This is a genomic window from Prescottella sp. GW823-FHT02E09, assembly GCF_058797375.1.
The window spans coordinates 1-12,255 of sequence record NZ_JBXAJP010000016.1; the positions used below are offsets into that span (position 1 = coordinate 1).

General features: G+C 67.7%; 11 protein-coding genes. 9 read left to right on the top strand and 2 right to left on the bottom strand.

What is annotated here, in order from left to right:
- Window positions 1-106: 106 nt before the first annotated feature.
- From AC1RIF_RS26595 to AC1RIF_RS26615, 5 genes are all read left to right on the top strand, one after another.
- On the top strand, window positions 107-1,048 hold the full coding sequence (locus AC1RIF_RS26595) for an ABC transporter permease (RefSeq protein ID WP_492604384.1): 942 nt from the start codon (window positions 107-109) through the stop codon (window positions 1,046-1,048).
- A complete protein-coding gene (locus AC1RIF_RS26600; protein ID WP_492604385.1) occupies window positions 1,045-1,941 on the top strand; it encodes an ABC transporter permease in 897 nt (298 codons plus the stop codon). The genes AC1RIF_RS26595 and AC1RIF_RS26600 overlap by 4 nt, the downstream gene beginning before the upstream one ends.
- Window positions 1,928-2,983, top strand: coding sequence for an ABC transporter ATP-binding protein (locus AC1RIF_RS26605; RefSeq protein WP_492604386.1), 1,056 nt, complete (start codon window positions 1,928-1,930; stop codon window positions 2,981-2,983). The genes AC1RIF_RS26600 and AC1RIF_RS26605 overlap by 14 nt, the downstream gene beginning before the upstream one ends.
- Window positions 2,980-3,786 carry an ATP-binding cassette domain-containing protein gene (locus tag AC1RIF_RS26610; protein WP_492604387.1) on the top strand — a complete coding sequence of 269 codons (807 nt, stop codon included), beginning with the start codon at window positions 2,980-2,982 and terminating at the stop codon, window positions 3,784-3,786. The genes AC1RIF_RS26605 and AC1RIF_RS26610 overlap by 4 nt, the downstream gene beginning before the upstream one ends.
- A gap of 88 nt (window positions 3,787-3,874) precedes the next feature.
- Complete coding sequence (locus tag AC1RIF_RS26615) at window positions 3,875-5,119, top strand: phytanoyl-CoA dioxygenase family protein (RefSeq protein WP_492604388.1); 1,245 nt, start codon at window positions 3,875-3,877, stop codon at window positions 5,117-5,119.
- A gap of 19 nt (window positions 5,120-5,138) precedes the next feature.
- Here the strand turns inward: AC1RIF_RS26615 and AC1RIF_RS26620 are convergent, their stop codons facing one another.
- Entirely contained in the window at window positions 5,139-6,704 is a 1,566-nt protein-coding gene (locus tag AC1RIF_RS26620) for an MFS transporter (protein ID WP_492604389.1), read from the bottom strand.
- A gap of 73 nt (window positions 6,705-6,777) precedes the next feature.
- On the opposite strand from AC1RIF_RS26620, the gene AC1RIF_RS26625 reads away from it, so the two are divergent.
- A complete protein-coding gene (locus AC1RIF_RS26625) occupies window positions 6,778-7,458 on the top strand; it encodes a TetR family transcriptional regulator (protein WP_492604390.1) in 681 nt (226 codons plus the stop codon).
- 6 nt (window positions 7,459-7,464) lie between these two features.
- Here the strand turns inward: AC1RIF_RS26625 and AC1RIF_RS26630 are convergent, their stop codons facing one another.
- Window positions 7,465-8,508 (bottom strand): adenylate/guanylate cyclase domain-containing protein, encoded by a 1,044-nt coding sequence (locus AC1RIF_RS26630; RefSeq protein ID WP_492604391.1) that lies wholly within the window; start codon window positions 8,506-8,508, stop codon window positions 7,465-7,467.
- A gap of 162 nt (window positions 8,509-8,670) precedes the next feature.
- On the opposite strand from AC1RIF_RS26630, the gene AC1RIF_RS26635 reads away from it, so the two are divergent.
- The 3 genes from AC1RIF_RS26635 to AC1RIF_RS26645 all read left to right on the top strand — a co-directional run bounded on the left by AC1RIF_RS26635 (window position 8,671) and on the right by AC1RIF_RS26645 (window position 12,241).
- Window positions 8,671-9,468 carry a DUF6319 family protein gene (locus AC1RIF_RS26635; protein ID WP_492604392.1) on the top strand — a complete coding sequence of 266 codons (798 nt, stop codon included), beginning with the start codon at window positions 8,671-8,673 and terminating at the stop codon, window positions 9,466-9,468.
- Between the two features lie 188 nt (window positions 9,469-9,656).
- Entirely contained in the window at window positions 9,657-10,313 is a 657-nt protein-coding gene (locus AC1RIF_RS26640) for a S1 family peptidase (protein WP_492604393.1), read from the top strand.
- A 269-nt stretch (window positions 10,314-10,582) separates the two neighbouring features.
- A complete protein-coding gene (locus tag AC1RIF_RS26645; RefSeq protein ID WP_492604394.1) occupies window positions 10,583-12,241 on the top strand; it encodes a class I adenylate-forming enzyme family protein in 1,659 nt (552 codons plus the stop codon).
- Window positions 12,242-12,255: the final 14 nt, after the last annotated feature.

A 12,255-nucleotide genomic window follows, 5' to 3' on the forward strand; every position in this document is an offset into this window, starting at 1 on the left:
CGGTACCGAGGACATGCCGTGGGTGAACCTGGGCATCTTCGACGTCCGTCACGTGGGCATCACCAAGTAGTCGCACCGAACACCGACACCTGCCGAGAGGCCGAAGATGCTGCGCTATGCCGGAAAACGGTTGCTGGCGGCGATCCCGCTGCTGTTGGTCGTGCCGTTGCTGATATTTCTGTTGATCGATCTGGCGCCGGGTGATCCGGCGGTGATTCTGGCGGGGGAGGATCCGACGCCGGAGCGGCTCGAGCAGTTGCGGGCGACGTTGGGTTTGGATCAGAACGTGTTCGTCCGCTACCTGGACTGGGTCGGTGGCGTGCTCCAGGGTGATCTCGGGGTGTCGCTGCTGTCGGATCAGTCGGTCGCCGAGTTGTTGTTCCGGCGCATGGCGACCACGCTGTCGCTGGTCGGGTTCGCGATGGTGCTGGCCGTGGTGATCGGTGTGATCCTCGGGGTGTCGGGGTCGCTGCGCCCGGGCGGCGTGGTCGACCGCGGCATCAATGTGCTGGCGTCGATCGCGATCGCGATCCCCGCGTTCTGGTTCGGTCTGGTGTTGGTGTCGTTGTTCGCGGTGTCGAACCAGATCTTCCCCGCATTCGGCTATGTCCCGCTGTCGGACGGTGTGGTCCCGTGGTTCCAGCACCTGGTCCTTCCAGGTGTCGCACTGGCGTTGCTGCCGGCGGCGGAGGTGACGTTGCAGCTGCGGTCCGCGCTCGGTCAGGTGATGGGCAGCGACTACATCCTCAACGCGAAGGCCCGCGGGTTGGGGCGGGCCAGTGTGGTCCTCAAACACGGCCTGAAGAACGCCTGCATTCCGGTGGTCACCGTCCTCGGCTTCCGGGTCTCCGAGGTCCTCGGCGGTGCGGTGACGATCGAGATCATCTACAGCATGCCGGGGATGGGGTCGCTCGCAGTCAACAGTGTTCAGAACCATGACGTTCCGGTGCTGCTCGGGTTCGTGTTGTTCACCACGTGCGTGGTGGTGATCGTGAACCTGTTGGTCGACATCTCCTACGGTTACTTCAACCCGAAGGTGCGCGCATGACAACGACTGGAACGACACTGCCGTCCGAAATCTCCGCCGACCGTGCTCCCGGTGCTGTCGGGCGGGCATGGGGTGTGGTGCGGCGGCGTCCGGCTGCGGTAGTGGCCGGGGTGTTCGTGCTGCTGCTGGTCGTCATGGCGGTGTTCGCGCCGTGGCTGGCGCCGTACGACCCGTATGCGCAGGATTTGTTGACCAGGTTGCAGTCGCCGTCGTCGGCGCACTGGCTGGGTACCGACGACTACGGTCGGGATGTGTTGAGCCGTTTGATTTTCGGCGCCCGGATCTCGTTGTCGGCGTCGTTGCAGGCGGTCGCGCTCGCGTTGGTGCTGGGGTTGCCGTTGGGGGTGCTCGCCGGCTACATGGGCGGCTGGGTCGATGCGGTGTTGACGCGAATCATGGATGCGTTGATGAGTGCCCCGTCGTTGGTGCTGGCGATCACGATCGTGGCGGTGCTGGGGTCGGGGATCACCAACGCGATGCTCGCGGTCGGTCTGGTGATGGCGCCCCGCTTCTTCCGGGTGGCCCGGGCGTCGACGATGGATGTCCGGGGCGACACCTATATCGAGGCGTCGGTCGCTTTGGGTTGCACCACTTCCCGCACCATCGTCCGGCACATCCTGCCGAACGTGATGCCCCCGATCGTGCTGGTGATCTCGGTGTCGTTGGGTACGGCGGTCGCGGCCGAGGCGAGCCTGAGCTTCCTCGGGTTGGGTGCGAAGGCCCCGGCGGCGAGTTGGGGGTCGATGCTCTCGACCGCGGCGTCGAACATGCAACTCGCGCCGTATCTGGTGTGGCCGCCCGGCGTGATGATCTTCTTGACCGTCCTCGCATTCACCTACCTCGGCGACGGTGTGCGCCGTGCTCTGACGAGGAGTCGCAATGGCAGCAACTGACACCCTCACCCGTCCGGGCGGGGCGCCACTGGACCCGGCCGCACCTCTGCTGCGGGTCCGGGACCTGACGGTGCAGTTCCCGGCCGGCCGCAAGGACTGGGTCACCGCCGTGCAGGACGTCTCGTTCGACGTCGCTGCCGGTGAATCCGTCGCCCTGGTCGGTGAATCCGGGTCCGGGAAGACCGTATCCTCGCTCGCGGTGATGGGCCTGACCCCGGACACCGGGGGCCGGATCTCCCGGGGCAGTGTCGAATTCGACGGCCGAGATCTGACGAAGCTCCCAGGTAAGGCGTGGCGGGAGTTGCGCGGCACCGGGATGGGGATGATCTTCCAGCAGCCGATCCGGTCGCTGAACCCTGCCTATACGGTCGGCGATCAGATCGCCGAATCGGTGCGTAGACATCTGGGTCTGGATCGCAAGGCGGCGATGGCGCGGGCGGTGGAGATGCTCGAGTTGGTGCAGATCCCGAGGGCGGCGGAGCGGGTGCGGGAGTATCCGCACGCGTTCTCCGGTGGCATGTGTCAGCGGGTGATGATCGCGATGGTGATGGCGTGCAATCCGCGGTTGCTGATCGCGGACGAGCCGACCACCGCGTTGGATGTGACGGTGCAGGAGACGATCCTGGATTTGTTGCGTGATCTGCAGCAGCAGACCGGGGTCGCGCTGTTGTTCGTCACCCACGACCTCGGTGTCGTCGCGGAACTGTGCGAGCGGGTCGTGGTCATGTATGCCGGGGAAGTGATCGAGGACGGCCGCGCCGACGAGGTGTTCTTCCGCCCCCAGCACCCCTACACCTCCGGGCTGCTCGCCTCGATCCCGAGGCCGGGCCTGTCCGCCGACCGCCGCCTGACGGCGATCCCGGGCCGGATCCCCGCCGCCGGGGAGTGGCCGGCAGGCTGTCACTTCCACGACCGCTGCACCCACGCCCGGGCGGGTCTGTGTGACGTGACGCATCCCGCGATGACCGGCATCACGGCCGGGCGGGCCGCCCGCTGTCTGCTGACCGCTGATCTACAACTGCGAGGAATCGAGGCGCCGTGAGTCTGCTCGAGGTCACGAACCTGACCAAGTCGTTCTCCACCCGCCGCGACTTCCTCGGCCGGAAGACCGGGTGGACCCACGCGGTGAAGGATGTGTCGTTCACCCTCGAGGCCGGTGAATGCCTTGCCGTGGTCGGGGAATCCGGCGCAGGGAAGTCCACAGTCGGCCGGATGGTGTTGCGGCTGATCGAACCCGACACCGGCACCATCGTCTTCGACGGCGAGGACGTCCGCGCCGCGAAATCGGCCCGGCTACGCGAGATGCGGCGCGGCATGCAGATGATCTTCCAGGACCCCCACAGTTCACTGGATCCCCGGATGACCGTCGCGGACGCGGTCGCCGAACCGCTGATCGTGCACACCGACCTCGACCGCGCGGCCCGCGCCCGTCGCGCGCAGGAGTTGCTCGACAAGGTCGGTATCGGCTCGCGTTATCTGGGCCGGTATCCGGCCGAGTTGTCCGGCGGCCAGCTCCAGCGGGTCGCGATCGCCCGCGCGCTCACGCTCGAGCCGAAGATGATCGTGTGTGACGAACCCGTTGCCGCCCTGGACGTGTCGGTGCGTGCGCAGGTGTTGAACCTGCTGCGAGACCTCCAGGAAGAACTCGGCCTCGCCTACCTGTTCGTCTGTCACGACCTCGCGCTCATCGAGGTCATCGCCGACCGGGTGATGGTGATGAAGGCCGGCGAGGTCGTCGAGACCGGCACCGTCACCGACATCTACGACACGCCACGACAGGGCTACACCCGGACACTGCTCGAAGCCATCCCCATCCCGATCCCACGATCGGCACGCGTCGTCTGACCGTCACCCGCTCGGCGAGTTGTCGATCGAAATCGTAGTGTTCCGTGGATCATCCGGTGAAGACATAGAGACGGCGAGGAGCGTGGGAATGGGCACCGATGAGCGAGGGACAGGTCTTCCCTGGGTCGAGGCAATCGCGGATTCGTTCCCGCGGTACTCGTTTGCCGAGTTCCACGCGACCCGGCTTCCGGCACTGAATTCCCGGAACGCCGCGCTGCTGGTCGACGATCTGGCGGGTGTGCCGCCGTTGGCCTTCCGCGTTCCCGGCGGCGGGGCGTTCACCTGGACCGCCACGGCCGACGGCATTCGTGCGGCGGAGGGCGAGGAGAACGCCGAGACTATCGTCGAACTCGACGAGTCGACGTTCTCGGCGTACCTGAACGAGCTGTTGACGGCGAGTGGTTCCGTGCGCACCGAGCGCGCGAAAGTGGTGCGGGGCAACCTGGACGGCTGGAAGCGATGGCAGCCGGCCACCCGTTCGCTCGTCTCGGGACGACCGATCTACACCGTCGCCGTGTGGGACACGCTGATCGGATCGGACGGCGAGCCCCTCGACCTGTGTCGTAGCTTCCCGGCCGACGGTGATCACGACGAGATGAGGCATTTCCTCGACACTGCCGGATTCCTGCACATCAAGGGGGTCTACTCACCGGACGAGGTCGCCACGTTCCGCGACGAGGTGGAGTTCGTCCGGTCCCGGACGACCCCCGGTGATCCGTTCTCCTGGTGGTCGCTCAATGCCGGCGGAGACGAGGTGGTCACCCGGATCAACTACCTCGGTCGCCACTCGAAGGTGTTGCAGGATCTCTGTTTCGAACCCCGAATGACCGAGTTCGCACGCCTGGGCAACCCGGGCTTCCGTGTGTGCGACGACCGCCTGGACGGGCCGATGGTCTTCGTCAAGTCCTCCGACATCGTCAAGGGCGACGGCGACCTCGGGTGGCACACCGACGACGGCATCGGTGGTCACCCGGTCCTGTGCCCGCTCATCCAGGCGGGAATCCAGCTCGACCACGCGAACCCCGAGAACGGTCAGCTCATGGTCCTGGCCGGCTCGCACCGCTACACCAACCATTGGCTGCAGTGGGGCGAGGAGGGCAGCCTGCCGGTCGTCAGGATCGAAACCGAGCCGGGCGACCTCACCCTCCACTTCGGCGACATCATGCACAGCACCCCGCCACCCGTCGGTCCGAACGCGGGTCGGCGGGCCCTCTACTACAAGTTCTCCGAGGAGAAGACGTTCCGGCGGGTGCCCCGGGGATGCCACTACAACGACGCACTGTTCCACGCCGACGCGGCCGGCAAGGTGTCGGCGCGCGCCGCCACCCACTGAGCCCCGGGGCGGCGTCCGATCAGTCGACCTCGGCCAGCACGTCGGTGTGCGCGGGTTCGGGTGCGGTCGCGATGCCGCGTCCGCCCGGCGCCCACACACCGAGCACGACGGCGGTGACGAACAGGACGCCGGCGAGCACGAACGAGGCCTCCTGCATGCCGTGCAGGAAGGACTCCTTCGCGAAGTCGGCCAGCTGATCTCCCTGCGGGCCCGCGAGTTCGGAGACCTCGAGCGCGGCCGCGAGCGAGTCGCCGACAGGCTGCTTGGCCTGCTCGGGGACGGCGTCGACTGCGGGCTGGATGTGGCGTCCGTAGCCGGCTGCCAGGATGCTGCCCGCCAATGCCACGCCGATCGCGGCACCGATCTCGCGGGTGGCGTCGTTCACCGCAGATGCGACGCCCTGATTGGCGGTCGGGGTGTTCTGCACGATGGCCGTGGTCGCGGGCGCGGTGCACAGCCCGAGCCCGAATGCGGCGACCACGAGTGGCACCGCGACGTCGAGGTACGTGCTGGTCGCGTCGAGCCTGCCCAGCAGGACCAGCGAGGTCGCCATGACCGTCAGGCCGACGAACGTCATCGCGCGCAGTCCCAGCAGCGGGATCAGGACCGGCGCCAGCACCGACAGTGCGAGCACGACGACGGCGATCGGCGCCAGCGCGAGGGCCGACTGCAGCGGCGAGTAGTCCAGGACCAACTGCAGGTGCTGGACGATGAGGAAGAACAGCCCGAACGTCGCGAAGAACTGCAGCAGCAGGGAAGTCGCGCCCACACCGAAGGTGCGGTTACGGAACAGTCGGACGTCGAGGAGCGGGTGTGCCACCCGCAGTTCGACCATCGCGAAGACAGTTGCCGCGGCAAGTCCACCGACGATCGCGGCGAGCACCAACGGGTCGAGCCAGCCCCGCTGCGGTGCCTCGATGATGCCGAGCACGAACAGCCCGATCGCCCCGACGATGAGCACTCCCCCACGGATGTCGAACGCCGACGGATGTTCGTCGCGGGACGACGGGATCGTGAAGGACAGGGCGAACAGGACGGCCGAGACGACCGCGAGCCCGATGAAGATCGAGTGCCACGACCACTGCTCGAGCAACAGCCCGGAGCCGATGAGGCCGGCGATGCCACCGGATCCCGCGACACCGGACCAGATGCCGACGGCCTTGGAGCGCTGCGCCGCCGGGAAACTCGCGGTGAGGATGGACAGCGTCGCCGGCATGACGAATGCCGCGCCGATGCCCGCGGCCGCGCGGGCGCCGATCAGCCACTCGGGGGCGTCGACCAGGATCGGCACAGCGGAGGCGGCCGCGAACACGAACAGGCCGAACACCAGTACCCCGCGGCGGCCGTAGTGATCGCCCAGCGCGCCGGCCGGCAGGAGCAGGCACGCGAGGGTGAGGGTGTAGCCGTCGACGATCCAGGTGAGCTGGGACTGGGTGGCACCGGTGTCGCGGGCGAGGTCCGGCAGCGCGGTGTTGAGGGCGGCCATCGCCGCCACGACCAGCGCCACCGCCGCGCACGACACGGTGAGCGTCCAGATCTGGCCCCATGTCATCCGCCCGGCGTTTCCGGTGTACTTTCCAGCCATGCGGGCCTCCCCGTAGGAAACAAGACTGTAAGTATCGTAGGTGAACCGACGGTTCCACAAGAGGTGATGACGGATGGGTAGTGACGCAACCGAAGTGGCGGAGCCGGACCAGGATCCGCGAAAGGCGCGTTCACGTGCGCGGTTGCTCGACGCCGCGACCACGCTGCTCGCGAAGGGCGGCACCGATGCCGTCACGATCGATGCCGTCACGAAACTCGCGAAGGTGGCACGGGCGACGCTGTACCGGCATTTCGACAGCGGCACGGAATTGGTGGCCGCGGCCTTCGGACGGTTGATCCCGCCGGCCCCGGCGGTCCCGTTGTCGGGTGATCTGCGGACGCAACTGATCGAGTTGATGGTCAGCCAGGCCCGGTTGATCGAAGAGGCGCCGATGCACGTGACCGCGCTGTGCTGGCTCGGGATGGGACCGGCGCTCGACGACTACTCCAGTGCATCCGATCTGGAGGGTGTGGACCAGCCCCACACGGACAAGCCGGAGCTCAGATCGCTGCGCGAGCACGTCGTGGTGCAGTACCGCACCGCCTTCGATCGCGTGCTCGGGACCGACGAGGCGCGAAAGATACTCGGCGACTTCGACTACGACCTCGCTCTTGCACAACTGGTCGGTCCGCTCGTGTTCACCAAGCTGGCAACCCTCGCCCCGCTGGGGTCGGATGCCTGCGTGCGGATCGTCGACGACTTCCTCGCCGCCCGGGGTGCGCGGGACGTGGACAGCTCGTCGGCTGTCGGCTGACCCGCGTCACGCAGTGTCCGGGCCCCGGACGGGCCGCAGCGCGAACGCCCGCAGCCGCGAGTACCCGCGGACTCGGAGCGGCCGCAACGACCTGAGGGTGACGTCCTCGTCGTCGGCGAGCATCGCAGCCAGCTCCGCGTCGACCAGGACCGTCCCCGGTCGGGCCGCGCTCGTCAGTCGCGCCGCGATGTTGACCGCCTCGCCGAACAGGTCGCCGAAGCGCAAGAGTACCGATCCCGCCGCCAGCCCCACCCGGAGATCGGGCCGATCCGGGTCGGTGTGCGCCGCGTGCTGCAGCGCGAGTGCGATCCGCGCCGCCTCGGTCGCCTTCTCCGCCGCGAACATCACCTCGTCGCCGACGTTCTTGACCACCCATCCACCGCCCTGCGTGATGATCGACGTCGTCTGCGATTCGAACTCCTCGAGCAGCTCGCTCAGGTCGTCGACGCGGATACGCCGCGTCAGGCTCGTGTACCCGACCATGTCCGCGAAGCCCACGACGAGCGCCCGGTTGCTGGTGTCCTCGCCGACGCTGCCGGCCCGGCGCGCGGTGGCCGCCGCCAGGTGCCGTCGCCACACGTACGACTGCAGTTCCTCGACGGTGGGCAGCAGTTCCGACGTGAGCGTCCCGACCGCGGTCCGCAGGGCCTGCTCGTCGAGCGCGCCGGACCGTGCGTGGGCGGCGGCCAGTTCGTCGGCGAGGTGCGAGTTGAGTACGGCAACCTGCCACTCGGCCAGCCTGGACATGGACTGCCCCAGCGCCCGGGTGGCGGCGACCGCCGCATCGGGTGCCAGCGCTCCGCCGTCGACGAACCCCACCAGAGCACGCAGGGCGGCGACGTCGCCGTCGGTGAACATCACGGCGTCGGGATCCGCGTCGATCGCGAAGCCCATCGACACCCACAGCCGCTGTGCGCGCTCGAGCGGCACGCCGGCGAGCTCGGCGATCCGGTCCCGGGTGTACCGCCGCGGGCCACCGAGCAGTGTCTGCTCGACCTCCGACTGGATCACGCCGAGCACACCGGTATCGAGATTCTCGGAGATCTCCACGGCAGACACCTTTCGCGACGATTGGTCCCCAGAGTGAATCACCGATCCGGGGCGAGTCGTCGCTTCCGCCGGACTGCGGGTCGTGGGGGCTGTCGGAGGCCTGTGCCAAAGTAGCGGGGTAAGAATTCTGTGTTCTTGTAGGTATTCAGGAGGACCCTCATCATGCCGCCCCGCAGACGTTCCGGCACTGGCTCGTCACCGGAACACCTCACCGCGGAGAACCTCGAGGCGCTGGCCGCGGCCGTCGCCGAAGGCAAGCGCGCCACCGTATACCTCAATGAAGCCACGCCCAGCCTCGGGATCGAGGCGGGATGCTCGGCCAAAGTTGTTTCGGTGGAAGGAAATACGGTCATCATCCGCCCCAAGGGGGTCAACGACGAACTGCCGTTCGAGGCGGAGGAACTACGCATGACACGCAAGGCTCCGGAGCCTTCCGCCAAGGCGGCAGCCAAGCCGGCCGCCGCCCGCAAGGTCGCGGCGGCCGCTCCGACCCCGGTCTCCACACCGCGCCCCACTGCGCCGCGACCCACACCGGCCACGGCAACCGCCCCGGTGCGCGCGACCGTGTCCTCCGCGCCGTCGGTGTCGCCGGCGTCGCGAGAGCCCGCGTCGGCCCCCGCGGTCGCTACGGCTCCCGCGCCGTCGCCCAGCGCCGCACCGGCTCCTCGGCGCGCCAAGAAGGTGGCGGCGGGCAGTGTGAGCGTGACGATTCACGCCGGCCTCGAGAACGAATGGACGGTCACCGTCGCGCACGGTGCGAAGCGCCCGAGCAAGGCGGTTCCGGTCAGCCCGGACGCGGTGGATCGCGCGGTCCGCGAACTCGGGGAGCCCAACGCTCTCGAAGCGGTCCAATCAGTCATCTCCGCTGCTCGGGAGGCTGCGGAGCAGCGGATTGCGGCATTGAGCAAGGAACTCGAGGATGCCCGACGGGCGCTCGAGGCGTTGGGCTCCACCACCTAGTCGGCGATTCGGTGACGATCGGGTCAACGCGGCCCGTCGGCATCGACGACGGTGGGAAGGTTGCCGATAGAGTGTCCCGCCGACTCGTTCGCGCATGATCGCGCCGAGGGCGTGCATGCGGGGTAGTGCGCAGGCATGTGGCGGTGATCGACCGATGGCACATTTGTAGCGCCAACCGGGAGGGCAACATGCTCAAGCGACTTTCCTTGATCTTCGCGGCGTTGGCGGTGATCGCTGCCATGCTCGGAGTCGGCACCGCCACCGCAGCGCCGCCGAAGACGGTTCTCGGCGGTGGGTCCGGAATCGTGATCGACAACATGTACGAGTGCACGCTCACCACCATCGGACACGACAACGCCGGCAGGCTGGTCGGCATCACGGCGGGCCACTGCGGTGATGCGGGGGCGGCGGTGGTGTCGGAGTCCGCGCCCGATGCCGGGGTGGTGGGGCAATTCGTGGTGTCCAACCACGACTACGACTACGCGGTGATCGAATTCGACCCGACGAAGGTCGATCCGGTGAACACGATCGGGCAGGTCACGATCACCGGGATCGGGATGCCGGCACAGTTCCCCGCGGTCGCATGCAAGCAGGGGCGGACCACCGGCCACACGTGCGGCGTCGTGTACGGAGACCTGCTCCAGTCGCAGGAAACCTGGACGCAGATGTGCGTCATCGAGGGCGATTCGGGCTCACCGGTCGTCGTCGGCACGACCTTGGTCGCGATGGTGAACGCCTATCTCGGCGTCGCCTGCCTCGGCCCCGAACTCGGCACCAACATGACGGCGATCATCGACAGCATCAACGCGACCGGTGGCCCCGGCGCCGGCTACAGACCGATCTAGCTGCAGTTCCAGTCGCGCGATGTGCCGGATCCTCGTCGAGGGTCCGGCACATTCGCGTGGGCGAACACTGCCACCTTTCAGGGCTTGTCGCCGCGCCGATGCACCTGCGCGAGATCGGACCGCACGTTCCCATTTGACACATCAGGTGTGACAAGCAACACTCCCTCTACCGAACGATCGATCGGTCGGTCGGTCTGGCGGGCTTGCCGGGGTGACTCCCTCCCGCCCCGAGTCCTGCTGCTGTCAACTGCTGAAAGGGGGCTGGTGCAATGCCCGACGCACGCCCTTGGACGTCGCTGTATCCGACGGGGACGGTCACGAATCCTTCGATCCCGTACGAGTCGCTCGTCGACGCCTGGAATGCCCGCGTCACGGCGAATCCCGACGGTGTGGCGCTGCGCTACTTCGACGGTGTGCTGACTGCCGCGCAGGTCGACGAACTGTCGGACGCGCTCGCGGTCGGGTTGTCCGAGAGAGGGGTCCGACCGGGTGACCGTGTCGGGATCTACCTGCAGAACATCCCGCAGTACGCGATCTCGATGGTGGCCTTGTGGAAGCTCGGCGCGGCCGCGCTGCTTCTCAACCCGATGTATCGCGGATCCGAGCTGCGGCACCTGGTGCACGATGCGGGCGCCGTCGGTGTCATCTGTTCGGACCGTTCTGCCGGGGAGACGGCGGATACGTTGCGGGACAGCTCGGTTCGATGGCTGATCACCACGAGTGACCTCGACTTCCAGAGCCGGTCGGATCCGAGGGTGTTCGCCGATCCGGTCCGGGCGACAAGCGGGGTGGGCGCGGACCTGGTCGACGTGGTGACCCGTCACCGCGGTGCGCGTCCCCCACGGCACGACGTGTCCGGGGGCGCCGCGGCAATCGTCGCCTACACCTCCGGAACGACGGGTACTCCCAAAGCCAGTCTCAATTCCCATGCGAACGTGCTCGCCGTCGCCACGACGTTCGGTGACTTCGTCGGCATCACCGAGGGCGACGCCGTCTTCGCGATCGCGCCGCTGTTCCATATCACCGGTGCGGTGATCAACGCGGTCGTCGCCCTGATTCGTGACTGCGCGCTGGTCTTCGCGAATCGGTTCCACCCCGAGGTGGCGCTCGAGACGTTCGTCGAGCACCGGGTCACGTTCACGATCGGATCCATCACGGTCTTCAACGCTCTGTACCGGATACCCGACGCCTCGCCGGGGCACTTCGCGTCGGTCAAGGCGCTGTACTCGGGCGGTGCGCCGATCCCGCCGGCGACCGTGCGGAAGTTCGAGGAACGGTTCGGGCGGTACATCCACAATGCATTCGGGATGACGGAAACGTCCTCCGGGGTGATCGCGGTTCCGCCCGGGTCCCGTGCGCCGGTGGATCCGGACAGTGGGTCGTTGTCGATCGGGATCCCGCTACCGCTGCTCGACGCGCGCATCGTGGATCCGGACGGGAATCCGGTGCCCGCCGGGACGGCCGGCGAGCTGACTCTCGCTGGGCCCCAGATCATCTCCGGATATCTGGACCGGCCGGAGGACACGGCGAAGACACTCCCCGGAGGCCGACTGCACACCGGCGACGGGGCGATCATGGATGAGCACGGGTGGGTCTATCTGGTTGATCGACTCAAGGACCAGATCAACGTGTCCGGCTACAAGGTGTGGCCGCGTGAAGTCGAGGGTGTGCTGCACGAACATCCGGCCGTGTACGAGGCAGGGGTCACCGGCGAGCCGGACGACTATCAGGGCGAGCGTGTCGTTGCCTACGTGTCACTCAACGCCGGAGCCCGCGTGTCCGAAGCGGAGCTCGTCGCCTTCGTCGGTGACCGGTTGGCAGCCTACAAGCGACCCCGGCGAGTGCACGTCGTCGACTCGATTCCCAAGACCTTGACCGGCAAGATCCGTCGGACCGAACTCCGCGAGCGTGCCGGCACAGCCAAGTGAGTTCCCTTCCGTGA